Consider the following 14,482-nt stretch of genomic DNA (forward strand, 5'->3'; position numbering starts at 1 on the left):
AAAAATTTATAGAGGATTGCGCGGCATTAGTAAATCGCCCGGGCGCGGCTTTTTGCATTGCGCCTCAATCGAACTGCAGTTGCGCAGCCCATGCCGGGTACTGGGTCTGCAGGCGCCGCAGGCATTGTTCCATCAGCCGCGCATCGTCCGGCAAGCGTCGGGAGAGGCTGTGCCAGCCGCTGATGCGCAACTGCAGCGGCATCTCCACCAGCCCGGAAATGGCATCCCAGAAGGCATCCCAGTTGCAGCCATACCACTGGGGCAAGCCCAAGGCATCGCGCAAGGCCAGGTGCAGCTCACGGGCCGTGACCAGGTCGCGTACATCGATTTCCAGCAACTGCGGGCGAGTCATGTTGCGTGCCTCTGCTCAGGTTCATCGGCCGCCAGCATACCCGATGCCGGGGCCCATCCTGGCAGGCGTTGATGCAGCGCAGGCAGCAGCGGCCAATCGCTGGCACACTCCGGACTTTCGCCGCACAGGAACAACGATCATGGCGATTCCCCAGGACAAGGAACAACTGCTCAAGGCCATCGACAGCCACTTCAATGCCTTGAGCCAGGTGCTGGATCAAGTGCCCCCGGCGCGGGTCGACGAACGCAGCCTGGAAGGCCACGTCAAGGGCACGCAGATCAGTGTCTCCGAGCTGGTGGCCTACCTGCTGGGCTGGAACGAGCGGGTACTGGACTGGCTGGAAAAGGACCTGGCCGGCCTGCCCATGGCCTTTCCGGCTGTCGGCTTCAAGTGGAACCAGCTGGGCCCGCTCGCGCAGAAGTTCTACCGCGACTATGCCGCCATGGCCTACCCGCAAAAGCGCCAACGCCTCGACGCGGCCAAGCAACGAATCGTCAGCCTGATCCGGCAGCGTGACAATGCCGCGCTCTATCAATGCCCCTGGTACGCAAAGTGGACCCTGGGCCGGATGATCCAGCTCAACACCGCCGCGCCCTACGCCAACGCCCGCGGACGCTTGCGCCGCTGGCTCAAGCAGCACAGCGCCCCATGACCGCAGCGGCGCCACCGGGCGCGCTGACTGCGCGCGCCCCTGTGCAACACGGGTTCGACCGTCAGCATCGACGTCTGTCGCCGGTGCCGTCCCCGGCGGAGCAAAGGCCTGGGTACGCCCCGCGCCGAGGCCCGGCGGCGGCTCATGCCGCCGGCGGATTCATGGCTGCCGCGCCGCCAGTTCCTGGCTGGTGTACTGCTGGGTCTTGCTGTCGTAGACGTAGGTCAGGTTATCGGCCGCGGCCAGCGAGCGGATTTTACCCGGGCCCTGGAAGGTGGTGCCGCTGACCTTGACCTGCACCTGCGGCAACGGCCCCTGGCCGGCAACAAAATTCAACTCGCCGTCGCTGCCGATACAGGGCATTACCGCGCCCTCGTCACAAGCGGCGGAGTTGTCCTCGCCGGTGCGCACCTGCCCCAGATAGGACCAGACCCAGCCATCGTCTTCCGGCTTCTTGTTCGGGTTGAACAGCAACATCGTGTAGCCCTTGGTCACCACGCCGTCGTCGAACGTGGCGGTGGGCACTGCCAGCAACAGCCGGCCATCGGCGGTGCGGTGCTGCACGGCCTGGCGCTTGCTGTCCACTTCCTCGGGTTTTTCCCGGCCACCGAAGAAACCGATCTTGCGTTCGATGCTGCGGATGGAATAGGCCGGCGTCTGGCCCGGGTGGGTGAGTTCGAAGGTCGCATCCGCCAGCCGGACCTGGACCTCGGGCGCGGCAAAGTCCTCGCCCTGGCGGGCCGCGCTGTCCCGGGTGTGCCAGACAAAGGTGGCGTAGTAGTGCTTGCCGTCCAAGTCCAGCTCCTGGCCGTACCAGAAGGTCGCGGTGACGCCGTCCTGGAGTTCCACTTCCTCATCCTGGTCGGGCACCTCGACGTTCTGCATCACCGCCAGCACCGCACCGGGGGGAATCGGCGCCGGCCCGGCCTGGGCCAGCAACGGCAACGCAAGGGCCAAGCCGGCCACGCCCCAACCCGCCAACGTCTTGCCCAGGCTATCGCCCAGACCTTTCCCGAATCTGCATTTCATCAATCGCACGTCCCTGTAGAGTCCGAAAATACCGCCGGCCAAACCGGCCGCGGATGGCACAACGTGGCGATCATATAGACCCGGTTTCGCCAGCCACAAGTGTCGACCGCCTGAACGGTCAGCCCCTGATCCCGGCCGCAACCCAACGGCCGTCCCCGCGACGCTTGCACAACACATATGATTTTCCATATATTTGCGCCTCCATATATACGAGCTTCGTTCCATGATCACGCCCTCGGAGGTCTTCAAGAGCCTTGCCGACGAAACCCGCGCCCGCGCCACCCTGCTGATCGCCAACCAGGGTGAGCTGTGTGTCTGCGAGTTGATGTGCGCCCTCGACGACAGCCAGCCAAAGATCAGCCGTCATCTCGCCCAATTGCGCAGCAGCGGCCTGCTGCTCGACCGGCGCCAGGGACAATGGGTCTATTACCGCCTCAACCCGCAGCTGCCGGCCTGGGTCGGGGAAATCCTGCAAGTGACCTTCCGGGCCAACAGCGACTGGCTGCGCGACAACGCCTTGCGCCTGCAGCACATGGAGGGACGCCCGGTCCGCGCCGCCTGCTGCTGATAGCGCAAACCCGTGAGTCTTGAGCCTTTGACATCCGCCCACAGCGCAAGGAATACCCCATGCGAGTCCTGTTCATGTGCACAGCCAATAGTTGCCGCAGCATCCTCTGCGAAGCCCTGTTCAACCACCTGGCACCCCAGGGTTTCCAGGCCCTGAGTTCCGGCAGTTTTCCCAGGGGGCAGGTGCTGCCCCGCAGCCTGCATGCCCTGGAGCAGGCCGGTATCGCCACCGACGGCCTGTACAGCAAGGGCAACGACGCCTTCGCCGACAACCCGCCCGACATCGTGATCACCGTCTGCGACAAGGCCGCGGGCGAAGCCTGCCCGGTGTTCTTCGGCCCGGCGCTCAAGGCCCACTGGAACCTGGAAGATCCGTCCGCGATCAGCGCCGACGAAGCCACCGTCGAGGCGGCCTTCCGCGCCACCCTGGCGCACATCGAGCGACGCTGCAAAGCCTTCCTCGACCTGCCCCTGAACCGCCTCGGCCGTGAGCAACTGCAGCACGAGCTGGACCGCATCGGCACCCTGTGAGTCGGAGGACACATGTCAGAACAACTGCCCAACCTTGACCTCTCGCTGCTGGATGGCGAACTCGCCAGGCCCGAGCACAAGCCCCGCATCCTGCTGCTGTATGGCTCGACCCGCGCACGCTCGTTCAGTCGCCTGCTGGTCGAAGAAGCCGCGCGCCTGCTGCAGCACCTGGGTGCCGAGACCCGCCTCTTCAATCCATCCGGGCTGCCACTGCCCGACGACGCCTCGGTGGAGCACCCCAAGGTCCAGGAACTGCGGGAGTTGGTGCAATGGTCCGAAGGCCAGGTCTGGTGCTCGCCGGAACGCCATGGCGCGATGTCGGCGGTGTTCAAGGCACAGATTGACTGGATTCCCCTGGAACTCGGCGCCGTGCGCCCGACCCAGGGCAAGACCCTGGCGGTGATGCAGGTGTGCGGCGGCTCACAGTCGTTCAACGTGGTCAATCAGTTGCGAGTACTGGGCCGCTGGATGCGCATGTTCACCATCCCCAATCAATCCTCGGTGGCGAAGGCCTACATGGAGTTCGACGAGGACGGCCGGATGAAACCCTCGGCCTACTACGACCGGGTCGTGGACGTGATGGAGGAGCTGGTGAAATTCACTCTCCTGCTACGCAACCAGCAGGCCTTCCTGGTGGATCGCTACTCCGAGCGCAAGGAAAGTGCCGAGCAACTGATGGCCCGGGTCAACCAGCGCTCGCTCTGAGGGCACGGTCCACGCGCCAGCTCGCGTGTCTCGCAAGCCGCGGGCCAGGTGAAGAATCGGGTCAAGCCAGCAGTTCGCTGATCCAGCGCACCTGGCGGCCCAGGTCCTGCACTTTCGCATCCGGTACGGCCTGCGCCCGGGTAAAGCTCTCCAGAGTGCGCTGTTTCAGGCGCAATAGACGCTGCCACTTGGCCAGGAATGCCGGGCTGCGGGTCTGCATCTGCAACGGGCCGAAGTACAGTTCCCGGGCGCTGTACTGCACCGGCGCGGCGCGTTCGGCGACGATGATCTCGTAGTCGAAGCGGTTCTCGCGCAACACTTCTTCGGCCAGGATCCGGTAGCCATGCTCCATCAGCCATTGACGCAGCGGCTGCTCGCCGCCGTTGGGCTGCAGGATCAGGCGCTCCGCGCCGCTCAAGCGCGCCTGGCCGCGATCCAGGATGTCCCGGATGGTTTCGCCGCCCATGCCGCAGAGGCTGATCGCGGTGATCCCGTCCGCGGCCTCGATCGCCGCCAGACCATCGGCCAGGCGCACGCTGATCTGCTGTTCCCTGCCACTCTCGAGCACCGCGCGCCGGGCCGAACGGAATGGCGTCAACGCCACCTCGCCGGCCACCGCCGCGACGATGGTGCCGCGGCTGATCAACGCCAATGGCAAGTAACCGTGATCCGAGCCGATGTCGGCCAGGCGCGCCCCGTTCGGCACATGCGCCGCCACACGTGCCAGGCGCATGGACAATGTCTGTTGCTTCAACTGCTGCCCCTTTTCACCACCAAGGTCCGGCACTCGGGCCGGATCGGGGGGCGATTCTGGCGGGCAATGCCAGGCATTTCAAATTTATGCGACCAGGGCCGGCGGGCAGGCCCTACTGCGCTTGCGCAAATGGCCCAAGGGTGCAAGCCGCGCCGATCACAATCCCCTGGCGCGAATGCGCCAAGGCGTGGCCCAGGGCGTGGGCGACGGCCCGGCCGAACGCTAGGTCGTGGCGCCGTGCCGCATGATCCGTCCGTCATAGCCGCAGCTGATCCAGCGACCGCGGCCGCTGGGCAGCACATCGGTGGCAAAGTTGTCGTGCGAGCCGATGACCACCCCCTGCCGCGATGGCAGTTGCCAGCGCCTGACCAAGCCATCCTCGCCACAGCTCAGCAGCACCTGCCGCGCCTCGAAGCGCACGCGCCGCACCGCCCCGTCATGGGCGGCAAAGCGCTCCGTGAGCGTCAATGTCTGGCCGGACGCCAGCAGGTGCAGCGCGCCGTCAAGATCACCCGCGGCCAAGGTGACGCGGCCATCGGTGTCGATCCAGCTGGCCAGCGTCCGCAGGGGACGGCCCAGATCGATCACTTGCACGCAGTCCCGCTGTTCGGCTTGCCACAGCTTGACCGTTCCGTCTTCCGAGGCGGTGGCGAAAGCGCCGTTGCCCAACGGCGCGATCGCCCAGACCCAAGAGGCGTGGGCCTGATGCTCGTTTGCCGCGCCGGATGCCAGGTTCCACAGCGTCACGCGGCCGTCGGCGGCGCCGCTGACCAGACGGCCACAGGCCAGCCGCGCACAGCACAACACCGCCGAAGCCGAGGTGCCGATCAGCGTCGAGGTTCCGGTCGCCAACGACCAGCGCCGAATCGTCCGGTCCCGCGAATGCGACACCAGTTCGCCAGGCGCCGTCTCCAGCAAGCCGAGGATGGATTGGCTGTGGCCGTCGAGCCGGCCCTGGTACTCGCCCTCGCGGGTCCACAGACGGATGCTGGCGTCGCGCCCGGCGCTTGCAAAACCCCGTTCGCCAAGGCTGGCAAGCGCCCAGACGTATCCTTGGTGACCGGGCTGGAAGGGACCGTCGATCGACTCAGGATGCTGCGGCTCGTACATCAGGTCACTGCGCATGAGGTATTTCCGGCCCGAGTCCACCGGGGCCCCCGCGTGCCAGAGCCCGTGATCAAACAGAATCAGGCTGCCCTTGCGGGGTTGCAGGCGCAGCGTGGCATCGCGGCCCGACATGGCCGCGGAGCGTCCCTGGAAGAACAGCGTCTCACCGCCACTGAAGGCATCGTCGTTGAGATAGACCATGAAGGTCAGGCGCGACTGAGCGCACTGGCGATGGTGGACACCGTCCTGGTGAGCGCGGAACTGGGTGCCGGGCCGGTAGCGGCAAAAGCGCAGCCGTTCATTGACGCCGACCATGCGCCAGCCCTCTTCGTCCATCACCGCACCAAGTCCCGTCGTCGGGGACAAGCACTGGCGCAGGCGCGTGAACAGCCGCCGGGCCAGGGTCGGATCGTCCGCCACGATGCGGTCGTTGTCGCGGTAGGAGGACGGATAGTCGGACACCGCGCTGGCGAACCCGAGCTTCTCCGTGGCGGCCACCAGGGCATCGCACTCGCTTGCCGAAAGAAACCCGTGCACCAGGACGCACCGCACGGCCTCACCCAGAGGTCGCTCGACCACAACCGAGGACGCCTCGGGGCTCGCCACCAGTATTTCAGCCAGGGAATTCATCGTGATTCTCCAAAGTTGGTCCGGCGACCAATATTTGCAACGCTAGGGTGCGACGCCGTCGATGTCAATGCTAAGCTGGTCGCACGACCAATATTGGAGGATCACATGGCACGCCGCTCGAACACCGATGAAAGACGCGGCCAGATCGTGGCGGCACTCCAGGCCGTCATGGCCAGGGCCGGCTACGCCGGGGCCACCATCGCCGCCATCGCCCGGCACGCGGAACTCACCCCCGGCCTCGTGCACTACCACTTCCGGGACAAGCGCGAAATCCTGGTGGCACTGGTCGACTCGCTGGCCGGCTACGCCCAGCAGCGCTACGAGACCCGGGCCGCGGCAGCCGAAACAGCCGGGCAACGGCTCCAGGCCTACATCGCAGCACACCTTGCCTACGGCTCCGACGCCCAGCCCGACGCAGTTGCCGCCTGGGTGATGATCGGCGAGCAGTCGGTGCACGATCCTGATGTGCGCGAGGTCTATCAGGCGGCGCTAGCGGCACAGATGAAGTTGCTCAAAGGCCTGCTGCGACAGTGCTACGCCGAACGCGGACGCCGCGTCCGCCAACTCGATGCCCTGGTGGCAGGCATCACCTGCTTCATCCAGGGAGCGTTCACCCTGTCCACCACGGCGCGGCCGCTGCTGCCGACGGCCTTCGCCGCACCGACGCTGATCGACTGGGTGGAACGCTACATGGATGGGCAAGAGCAACGATGACGACCACGCCAGCAAGGAGGGGGAAGAATGCAGTGTCCAGATTGTGAACAAGGTGTCGTGACCAAGGTTCAAGTGCGGGCAACGCAGGAGGTCCTGCACGTTTGCCAAGAGTGCGAGTCGCTCTGGCTCACCGCCGAGGACATTGGCACCGAGCCTTTCAACAGTTTCACTTCCTACATGGAGGAGCTGGGTTTACCGCCGCTCTGGAGCTCGCTGTATGTCCTTGAGCCAGAAAAGATCAGCAGTCCTCAGGCACGGAAATACCTGCGCTCGGTCGGGGCGATCCAATCAAGACGGCCATAGCGCAACCGCCACACTCAGAAACCCCGGGGGCAGAAGGCCAACGGGCGCACCCAAGCCAAACACATCGGAGCCAAAGATGATTTACCAACTCTGGATGGAGCCGGATGACGGCCAGGCATTCTGCCCGAGCGGCCCGCAGGGAAACAGCGCACGCCAACTGCTTCACCCGGACGCCAAGCTTGTGTGGGAAGTTGAAGCCCACAACCACTTCGACGCCATGACCCGGTACTACGCGTACATGGAGTGGGGCGAATACAAGAGCGACCTTGCCGAACCGGAGCAAAAGTAGTGAGCGGCATCGAACAGAGCGTCGGCCCAGGCGACGCGCTGCACCACAGGCCGCAACGCCGCCCTGGGCAACAGCGGTGCCCAGGGGCGGATAATCCGCAGCGTTCCTGCTTGTTTTCGAAGAGCGCAGGTTGCTCGGCAATGAGTGAATGTTAGGCTTGGCGGTCTTGATATTCAGCGGACGTACGAGTTGTTGCGCCTTCACCCGCCTGCAGGAAGATCATGGACATTCGATTGACGCAAACCAGGGACTGGATGCTGTTGAAGCAGGTTCGTCTCGCGGCACTTCAGGACACCCCCACCGCCTTTGGCGTGAGTTACCAGGCCGCCGCCCACTACAGTGACCAGCAGTGGCAGGACCGCGCCTCGTCAACCGCTACCCAATTCTGGCTGGCCTTCAACGACCAGCAGCCGGTGGGAATGATCGGCGCCGCAGTCAGTGGTGCGCACCGCTACAACTTGATCGGCATGTGGGTGGCCCCCGAGGCACGGGGCAGCGGCGTGGCCGCGAAGCTGGTCGAGGCGGTGAAATCCCGTGGGCGAGACCAGGGCCATGAGTGCGTGTATCTGGACGTCGCCCCCGAAAACACCCGAGCCGCTCACTTCTATCTGAAGCAGGGATTTTCCTTCATCGATGAATGGGAACCCCTGGCAAGCCATCCCCATATCAAGGTGCAGACCATGCTCTGCCCTCTCTAGAACTGACCCGGCCGCGCCTCTGCTGGCCAGGGGCGTGCTCCGCCCGAGAACAGAGAGCGTCGCGCAAGTCGGCCAGATAAAGGTCCATCGGGCTCAAGCGGACGGATCAGCTCTGAGTGACAACCGCAGCGTCGTCATTGGACTCGGTGGCCAGCTTCGCCCGATCAGCCTTGCTGATGTACTTGGACTTTTTTTGCGGAGCCCGTTTGGCGCTGGCCTTCTTGGCGTGAACCTTCAATAGCTGCTGGATTTTTTTACGGCGATTCATGTGGGGCTACCCGGCTTTTTAAGTACAGGAATGATTTCAGCCGCCACTCGCCGGGGCTGGTAACTCTTTGCCGATCCCGCGAATGATCCTTTGCGCCCTTGCTCAGCGATGCCCGTTGCGTCAACCACCGCCCCTTCGGTGGGAGGCGGCAGCTGAACGTCAGGCTTAACTCCCGATGGCCATCGCGAGCACACCCAGCAGTAGGCAGGCGCTGGCCACGATGGTCAGTCGCAAACGCATCGGCAGGTACCAGGCCGGTAGGTGCATGACCTGCGAGAGCTGCCGGTCATGCCACCAGTGCGCCAAGAATCCGCCAATCAATAACAGCCCGCCCCATGACAGCGGCAGCAAGGTGGCGACCCAGCCCATCAGCGCAGGGACGATGCTCCAAATAAAGCGTGTCTGACGCTGCTGCGCGTTCATGCCGGGAGCGATCATGGCAAAGCCCCAATGCAGGGCTCCGACAAAACTCAGGATCACCGCCCCGTAACTGACCAGTGCCTGGCACCACAACAGCCGCTGTCCGTGCGCAACCACGGCCAGCAACGCCAGCCCGAGAAACGGCAGCAAACCGCCATAACCCAGGAGGGCAACAGGCTTGGGTGGCGATACAGAAGACAAAAGGTTCATCTGGATTCCTCTCAATCAGGGCACTGAAAACTGTAGCCGCAAAAGCGCCCTCTGAATGGCCATCGCGTTGACTCACCGCAACCGGCAGGCCACTGCCGGCCCCTCAGAACTTCGCCTGCATCCCCACCCGCAGCGTGCGCCCCGGCGCCGGCATGAAGCTCTGCGCCAGCGGGTCCAGGTAGTAGCGGTCGGTGAGGTTTTGCAGCGATACGTTGAGGCTGGCGTGTTCCTGCAGCTTGTAGTTGAGGAACAGATCGACCAGCGCCACTTCGCGGTAGTTCAGCTGCGGCGTGGTGGCGCCGGTCTGCCAGGGCTTGTCGGCGGTGACGGTGGGCCCCGAGGTGTAGGTGATGCGGGTGCCGAGGGTCAGGCTCTGGTCGAAGAAGCGCAGGCCGGTGGTCAGGTTGCCGGCAAAGCGCGGCGGGTTCTGGGTGTTGGTGTAGGACCCCATGAAGCTTCCCGGGGTGCAGTCCGGGGTGTCGGCGGTTTTCCGGTAGGGGTTGCTGGTGGCGCGCAGGGTGGCGGCGAAGGCCGCGTCGCAGGTTTCGGTCTTCAGGTAGTAGGTGGACGACAGGTCGGCAAACACCCGCCCGGCATCGTAGTGGGTCTGCAGTTCCAGGCCGCGGGTGGTGTAGCTGTCGGTGTTGCTGAAGCGCATCAGGCCCCACAGGCCCGGGCTCGGGTCGTAGTAGCGGGTGATGTAGTTTTTGATGCTGTTGTTGAAGTAGGCGAGCTTGATCGCCGCCGAATCGTCATCCACCAACAGCCCCTTGTGCAAGGTGCTGGCGCCGATCTCCCAGTTGCTTGAGCGCTCGGGCTTCAGGCCCTTGCCCGGCGTGGTCTGCTGCACGCCGTAGCCGGTTTCGAACAGCGAAGGCATGCGAAAGCCCTGGGTGTAGGAGGCATAGACAAAGGTGTCTGGCAGCACTTCGAGATTGATGCCGAAGGCCGGAGCAAAGGCGCCACCGCTGTTGCTGTCCTTGCCCGAATAGTTGTAGCCGGTGACCACCCGATCCACTTGCGAATCCCCCACCTCGGTATCGGTGGCCCCGTACTGGTTATAGGGCGTGCCCTCGAACGGGTAGTTGGTGTTGTTGAAGACAATGCCGTTGTTCAAGCGTGGATCGGTGGCATCGGTGTAGCGCCCGTTCTGGTCCGGGAACCACATCAGGTAACCATAGTCGCCGGGCCTGGAGACGGTCACGTACCTGTGTTCGCGTTCCTCTCTGCGCGCCGTGGCATTGGCCACATGGTCCTTGCTGCGATAGTGGGTGTAACGACCGCCGCCCCACAGCATCAGGCGCTCCACCGGCTGGTATTCCAGCTTGCCGTTGAAGCTGAACTCCTGCCGCGAGCCCTCGCGCAAGCTGCGGTTGGCATTGATGTCGTCCTGGGTGGTGACCACGCCTTTCTGCGGACGCAGTTCTTCCAGCTGGAACGAGCCGCCCAGGTCCAGCTTCAAGTCGCCGTAGTCGGTGCTAAAGCGCGAAGTATTAGCCAGCCCGCCGCCCGTGCGGCGGTTGGCCTGGCGGGCCCAGGAACGGTCCGTGCGATAGGCCTGGGACGCCGGTGCCGACCAGGCGCTCAGTTGGCTGGTCTGCGCATCGGTCAGCCACAGGTCGGCAGTCAGGTCCAGCAGCGGGTTGTCCGCGGGCAGGTAGTTGTAGCGTGCGGTGTAGGTGTCGATCTGGGTGTGGCCCAGGGGGTACTGGTAGATGCCGCCGGTGCCGAACCGGAAGATGTCCGAGGGCATGATCTCGCCGATGCGCCCGTCATAGCGTCGGTAGCCGAGGTCGAAGCGGTGGCCGTCCGCTGGGCGCAGGGTGGTCTTGAGCAGCCACGATTGGGTCTTCGACGAGGAGTTCAGCACCTCTTCCCCGGCGTTGTAGGTGGTGGCCACGCTGGTCTGTTCATCGCCGTAGCGGTCAAAGGTGCGGTAGCGATCCTGGCCCTTCTTGCCGGCGAAATAGTTGCCCTGGTTGCGCTGGGCGTAGGCCGCCACCACATCGAACAAGTCATGGCGGTAGGCAAACGCGGCACTGCCGGACTCCGCGTCCGAGCCGAACAGCCCGCCACGGCTCTGGTGCGGCTCCGTGTACAGGTCCTCGGTCCTGGAATGGGGATCGCGACGGGCCGGTGCCACGCCGTTGTTCCACAGGTCGCCCTTGAGCCGCAGGCCGACCTGCTGACCGTCCTTGAGGATGTCGTCGACGCCAAGGGTGCGCATCTTGACCGTGCCGCCGATGGCGCTGGAGGTCAGGCTCGGGCCCTTGTCGATGGCGATGTCGCTGATCATGTCCGGGTCGATGTAGCTGCGTTGCTGGGTGCCGGCATAACCGCGATAGACATCCAGGGCCTGTTGCGAGCCGTCCACCGTCACCGCCACCCGGCTCTGGCCCTGGATGCCGCGAATGTTCACATCCAGGCCGCCGCCATTGCGGCTGTCGCCGACCTGCACCCCGGGCTGGCCCTTGAGCACGTCGCCCACCGACACCACGCCAAAGCGCTGCAGGTCGTCGGCGGAGATGTACACCGACGAACGCGGCGCCCGGTACACCTCCTCCTCGTCAGGGTTCTCGCCCTTGATCTTCTGCGTCGGCAGCGACACCGCATCAGAGCGCAGGCGCAAGGCATAGCCGCCGTCGGCCTGGCGCACGTAGCCCAGGCCGGTGCCCGCCAGCAGGCGGTTGAGGCCCGCTTCGGCATTGAAATCACCTTGCAGGCCCTGGCTGGTCTTGCCCGCCGTAAGCAGTGCACTGCCGGCCAGGCTGATCCCCGCCTCGGCGCCAAACCGCGACAGCACCTGGTCCAGGGGACCGGCGCCGATGCTGTAGTGGCGTTCGCCGGCCGCCAGCGCCATCTCGCTGTAGAGCGGTTGCAGGCTGAGCAACAGCAGGCCGAAGGTTTGAGTACGCAAGACACGAGCGGGGAAAATCATGCAAGGCTCCTAGGGATCGAAACCCACCGGTGCCGGTGGGCAATACCTGAAGGCCAAGCCAGATCGAAAAAACTATCGCGTCGCTGAAAAAAAATCTTCAGGCCGGCACCACCGTCACCCAATAACGGGTCCTGCGCTCGATGCGCACCGGCAGGGTATTGGCCACCAGGGCCAGGGCGGCATCGGTGTCGTCGAGCTGGAAACTGCCGGTCACGCGCAAGGCCGCCACGGCGTCGCTGCACCGCAAGAAGCCCGGGCGATAGCGCGAAAGCTCTGCCAGCAACTGATCCAGGCGCATGCGCTCGGCGGGCAGGATGCCGCGCATCCAGGCCTGGGCCAGCAACACATCAATGGCACTCGGCTGCCCGACTCCCCGGCCATCGACCCGGGTTTGCCATCCGGCCGGCAAGGCCAGCGGTGTCGGCTGCTGCCGGGCGCTGATCTGCACCAGGCCGCGCAACACCGTCACCTGAGTGCCCTGGCGATCATGGCGCACCAGCAGATGGGCGCCGCGGCTGTACAACACGGCATCCGGCGTTTGCAGTTGCAGCGACGCCGATGCCGGCGGGGTATCCAGGGCCAGCTCGCCCTCGATCAACTGCACGCTGCGCTGTCCTGCACTCAAGTCCAGATTCACCGCACTGGCGGTGTTCAGCCACAGCGAACCGCCGTCTGCCAGGGCCCAACGCCGGCGCTCGCCGATGCCGGTGCGATAACGGGCCAGGGCCGAACGCACCAGGGTGGAATCCGCCCCTTGCCAGGAGAGGCCACCCAGCAGCCCCAGCGCCAACAGGCACTTGAGCACCTGCCGCCGCCGTTGCGGATCGGCACCCGCCGCCTGCAAGGCCCGACGCGCCGTGGCATCGGCCAACAGATCGGCCCCCGGCTGCAACATCAGCGGCAGGCGGCTGACCCGCTGCCAGGCGTGCTCATGCTCGGCGCTGGCCTGACGCCAGTGCAGCAGGGCCTGCTGCTCGGCGGCGCTCATCAGCCCGGACTGCACTCGCACCAGCCAATCGATGGCGCAGTCCCGCACCCGGGGATCGACCGCGACGCCACTCATTCAAACAGGCTCGCGTAGCAGACGCTGAACGCCTTGCCCATGGCCCGCTGCACCTGGGCCACGGTCAGGCCCAACTGCGCGGCGATCTGCGGATAGGTCAAGCCATCGAGCTGGGACAGAAAGAAAATCTGCCGCACCCGCGACGACAGCCCCACCAGCAGCGAATCCAGCTGCAACAGGGTCTCGATCATCAGATGCCGCTCCTCCGGCGAAGGCTCCTCCCCCACCGGCCGTGCCGCCAGCGCCTCCAGGTAAGCCCGCTCGATGGCCTGACGACGCCAGCGGTTGATCAACAGACCATTGGCGATGGTGGCCAGAAACGCCATGGGCTGGCGCAGCTCACGCACATCTTCCTGGGAGCGCAGCACGCGGATGAAGGTGTCGTGCGCCAAATCCTCGGCATCGGCGCTATGCCCCAGGCGCCGATGCAACCAGCCGCGCAGCCAGCCGTGGTGGTTCGCATACAGCTGGGCGACGGGCGAGGAAAGGCTGTGGTTGGGCATGAGAGATTCGCATTAATGATAATGCTTCTCATTTTATGATCCGCCGACACCCCTTGTACAGCGCGGCAAACTCACAACGGTGGCAACGCCACAGGCTCTGCGCCAGGGTCAAGGCACGCGGATTCGGGCGCCAGGCCGGCGCTTGAGCACGTTGGCCGGGTGGCCCGTCAGCTCTTTCGGCTGGGCACGACGAGTCAGGAAGTCTGGCGGTCGATGTCGCGGCGAAGCACCACGGCGGTGGTGATGTCCTCCACCGATTCGTGACTGGCCACGGCATCCCGGACACGGTTCAGATCATCGATGGTGCGTGATTCGATCTCGATCACCAGGTCCAGCTGGCCACTGACCGAAGAGATGCGGCGCACCTGCGAGTGCTGGGCCAGCATGTCCAGCAGGCTGATGGCCGGGGTGCGTTTCAGGCATACCAGAAACATGGCGCGAATCACGTTGGCGTCGATTTCGCCGATATCCGCCCGGTAGCCCCTGATCACACCATTGCGCTCAAGGTTGCTGACGCGCTCGCTGGTGGCGCTTCTGGACAAGCCGATTCTCGCGGCCAGGGCCTTCAGGGCGATCCGCGCCTCTTTAGAAAGAATGTCGAGTATTTCCCGATCTTTCACGTCCAGGTCGCGCATTGAAACTCCTCACATTGACTGCCGAGTTTGTGCCGGTCGATTCCGACAATATGCAGGCCAAAGCCGACCGCATACCTACTGCCCTCGAAGATTTCGCATGCCAAGCTAACTGAA

The 14,482-nt window shown here is 64.8% G+C and carries 17 protein-coding genes; 7 read left to right on the forward strand and 10 right to left on the reverse strand.

All coding sequences use genetic code 11. The features are described 5' to 3' along the window. Window positions 1-64 precede the first annotated feature (64 nt). On the reverse strand, window positions 65-352 hold the full coding sequence (locus ACMGG8_RS22695) for a barstar family protein (RefSeq protein WP_060838708.1): 288 nt from the start codon (window positions 350-352) through the stop codon (window positions 65-67). Between the two features lie 139 nt (window positions 353-491). On the opposite strand from ACMGG8_RS22695, the gene ACMGG8_RS22700 reads away from it, so the two are divergent. Continuing rightward, window positions 492-1,004 (forward strand): ClbS/DfsB family four-helix bundle protein, encoded by a 513-nt coding sequence (locus tag ACMGG8_RS22700; RefSeq protein WP_102864235.1) that lies wholly within the window; start codon window positions 492-494, stop codon window positions 1,002-1,004. 159 nt (window positions 1,005-1,163) lie between these two features. Here the strand turns inward: ACMGG8_RS22700 and ACMGG8_RS22705 are convergent, their stop codons facing one another. Next, complete coding sequence (locus ACMGG8_RS22705; RefSeq protein ID WP_060838706.1) at window positions 1,164-2,033, reverse strand: hypothetical protein; 870 nt, start codon at window positions 2,031-2,033, stop codon at window positions 1,164-1,166. Between the two features lie 223 nt (window positions 2,034-2,256). Here ACMGG8_RS22705 and ACMGG8_RS22710 point away from each other — a divergent pair, with 223 nt between their 5' ends. Genes ACMGG8_RS22710 through arsH form a run of 3 tightly spaced genes read left to right on the forward strand, consistent with a single transcriptional unit; the run spans window position 2,257 to window position 3,836 of the window. After that, complete coding sequence (locus tag ACMGG8_RS22710) at window positions 2,257-2,601, forward strand: metalloregulator ArsR/SmtB family transcription factor (RefSeq protein WP_108542923.1); 345 nt, start codon at window positions 2,257-2,259, stop codon at window positions 2,599-2,601. Between the two features lie 59 nt (window positions 2,602-2,660). Next, window positions 2,661-3,131: an arsenate reductase ArsC gene (locus ACMGG8_RS22715; RefSeq protein WP_060838704.1), complete on the forward strand. Its 471-nt coding sequence runs from the start codon at window positions 2,661-2,663 to the stop codon at window positions 3,129-3,131. Window positions 3,132-3,143: 12 nt separating this feature from the next. After that, a complete protein-coding gene (gene arsH, locus ACMGG8_RS22720) occupies window positions 3,144-3,836 on the forward strand; it encodes an arsenical resistance protein ArsH (RefSeq protein ID WP_060838703.1) in 693 nt (230 codons plus the stop codon). A gap of 61 nt (window positions 3,837-3,897) precedes the next feature. On the opposite strand, the gene ACMGG8_RS22725 is transcribed toward arsH, so the two are convergent. After that, window positions 3,898-4,590: a tRNA (adenine(22)-N(1))-methyltransferase gene (locus tag ACMGG8_RS22725; RefSeq protein WP_414158463.1), complete on the reverse strand. Its 693-nt coding sequence runs from the start codon at window positions 4,588-4,590 to the stop codon at window positions 3,898-3,900. Window positions 4,591-4,812: 222 nt separating this feature from the next. Continuing rightward, window positions 4,813-6,327, reverse strand: coding sequence for a 2OG-Fe(II) oxygenase (locus ACMGG8_RS22730; protein WP_414158464.1), 1,515 nt, complete (start codon window positions 6,325-6,327; stop codon window positions 4,813-4,815). Between the two features lie 105 nt (window positions 6,328-6,432). On the opposite strand from ACMGG8_RS22730, the gene ACMGG8_RS22735 reads away from it, so the two are divergent. The 3 genes from ACMGG8_RS22735 to ACMGG8_RS22745 all read left to right on the forward strand — a co-directional run bounded on the left by ACMGG8_RS22735 (window position 6,433) and on the right by ACMGG8_RS22745 (window position 8,331). Beyond that, a complete protein-coding gene (locus tag ACMGG8_RS22735; RefSeq protein ID WP_060838700.1) occupies window positions 6,433-7,041 on the forward strand; it encodes a TetR/AcrR family transcriptional regulator in 609 nt (202 codons plus the stop codon). Between the two features lie 379 nt (window positions 7,042-7,420). Continuing rightward, a complete protein-coding gene (locus ACMGG8_RS22740) occupies window positions 7,421-7,633 on the forward strand; it encodes a hypothetical protein (protein ID WP_108542913.1) in 213 nt (70 codons plus the stop codon). A gap of 221 nt (window positions 7,634-7,854) precedes the next feature. Further along, window positions 7,855-8,331, forward strand: coding sequence for a GNAT family N-acetyltransferase (locus ACMGG8_RS22745; RefSeq protein WP_414158465.1), 477 nt, complete (start codon window positions 7,855-7,857; stop codon window positions 8,329-8,331). 106 nt (window positions 8,332-8,437) lie between these two features. On the opposite strand, the gene ACMGG8_RS22750 is transcribed toward ACMGG8_RS22745, so the two are convergent. The 6 genes from ACMGG8_RS22750 to ACMGG8_RS22775 all read right to left on the reverse strand — a co-directional run bounded on the left by ACMGG8_RS22750 (window position 8,438) and on the right by ACMGG8_RS22775 (window position 14,368). Then, entirely contained in the window at window positions 8,438-8,599 is a 162-nt protein-coding gene (locus ACMGG8_RS22750) for a DUF2986 domain-containing protein (protein ID WP_414158466.1), read from the reverse strand. A gap of 165 nt (window positions 8,600-8,764) precedes the next feature. After that, window positions 8,765-9,229: a DUF3429 domain-containing protein gene (locus ACMGG8_RS22755; protein ID WP_414158467.1), complete on the reverse strand. Its 465-nt coding sequence runs from the start codon at window positions 9,227-9,229 to the stop codon at window positions 8,765-8,767. 103 nt (window positions 9,230-9,332) lie between these two features. After that, window positions 9,333-12,167, reverse strand: a complete 2,835-nt coding sequence (locus tag ACMGG8_RS22760; protein WP_414158468.1) for a TonB-dependent receptor domain-containing protein — start codon at window positions 12,165-12,167, stop codon at window positions 9,333-9,335. Between the two features lie 97 nt (window positions 12,168-12,264). Beyond that, complete coding sequence (locus ACMGG8_RS22765; RefSeq protein WP_414158469.1) at window positions 12,265-13,230, reverse strand: FecR domain-containing protein; 966 nt, start codon at window positions 13,228-13,230, stop codon at window positions 12,265-12,267. Beyond that, window positions 13,227-13,733, reverse strand: a complete 507-nt coding sequence (locus ACMGG8_RS22770; protein WP_060843204.1) for a sigma-70 family RNA polymerase sigma factor — start codon at window positions 13,731-13,733, stop codon at window positions 13,227-13,229. The genes ACMGG8_RS22765 and ACMGG8_RS22770 overlap by 4 nt, the downstream gene beginning before the upstream one ends. A 194-nt stretch (window positions 13,734-13,927) precedes the next feature. Continuing rightward, a complete protein-coding gene (locus ACMGG8_RS22775) occupies window positions 13,928-14,368 on the reverse strand; it encodes an Lrp/AsnC family transcriptional regulator (protein ID WP_102864225.1) in 441 nt (146 codons plus the stop codon). Window positions 14,369-14,482: the final 114 nt, after the last annotated feature.

This window comes from Pseudomonas sp. BNK-45 (genome assembly GCF_047456255.1).
GTDB lineage: Bacteria > Pseudomonadota > Gammaproteobacteria > Pseudomonadales > Pseudomonadaceae > Aquipseudomonas.

Bases quoted from the DNA above. Each gene is read 5' to 3' on its own strand.
- ACMGG8_RS22695 (WP_060838708.1), bottom strand. From the start codon at position 352: ATGACTCGCCCGCAGTTGCTGGAAATCGATGTACGCGACCTGGTCACG.
- ACMGG8_RS22700 (WP_102864235.1), top strand. From the start codon at position 492: ATGGCGATTCCCCAGGACAAGGAACAACTGCTCAAGGCCATCGACAGC.
- ACMGG8_RS22705 (WP_060838706.1), bottom strand. From the start codon at position 2,033: ATGAAATGCAGATTCGGGAAAGGTCTGGGCGATAGCCTGGGCAAGACG.
- ACMGG8_RS22710 (WP_108542923.1), top strand. From the start codon at position 2,257: ATGATCACGCCCTCGGAGGTCTTCAAGAGCCTTGCCGACGAAACCCGC.
- ACMGG8_RS22715 (WP_060838704.1), top strand. From the start codon at position 2,661: ATGCGAGTCCTGTTCATGTGCACAGCCAATAGTTGCCGCAGCATCCTC.
- arsH (WP_060838703.1), top strand. From the start codon at position 3,144: ATGTCAGAACAACTGCCCAACCTTGACCTCTCGCTGCTGGATGGCGAA.
- ACMGG8_RS22730 (WP_414158464.1), bottom strand. From the start codon at position 6,327: ATGAATTCCCTGGCTGAAATACTGGTGGCGAGCCCCGAGGCGTCCTCG.
- ACMGG8_RS22735 (WP_060838700.1), top strand. From the start codon at position 6,433: ATGGCACGCCGCTCGAACACCGATGAAAGACGCGGCCAGATCGTGGCG.
- ACMGG8_RS22740 (WP_108542913.1), top strand. From the start codon at position 7,421: ATGATTTACCAACTCTGGATGGAGCCGGATGACGGCCAGGCATTCTGC.
- ACMGG8_RS22745 (WP_414158465.1), top strand. From the start codon at position 7,855: ATGGACATTCGATTGACGCAAACCAGGGACTGGATGCTGTTGAAGCAG.
- ACMGG8_RS22750 (WP_414158466.1), bottom strand. From the start codon at position 8,599: ATGAATCGCCGTAAAAAAATCCAGCAGCTATTGAAGGTTCACGCCAAG.
- ACMGG8_RS22755 (WP_414158467.1), bottom strand. From the start codon at position 9,229: ATGAACCTTTTGTCTTCTGTATCGCCACCCAAGCCTGTTGCCCTCCTG.
- ACMGG8_RS22760 (WP_414158468.1), bottom strand. From the start codon at position 12,167: ATGATTTTCCCCGCTCGTGTCTTGCGTACTCAAACCTTCGGCCTGCTG.
- ACMGG8_RS22765 (WP_414158469.1), bottom strand. From the start codon at position 13,230: ATGAGTGGCGTCGCGGTCGATCCCCGGGTGCGGGACTGCGCCATCGAT.
- ACMGG8_RS22770 (WP_060843204.1), bottom strand. From the start codon at position 13,733: ATGCCCAACCACAGCCTTTCCTCGCCCGTCGCCCAGCTGTATGCGAAC.
- ACMGG8_RS22775 (WP_102864225.1), bottom strand. From the start codon at position 14,368: ATGCGCGACCTGGACGTGAAAGATCGGGAAATACTCGACATTCTTTCT.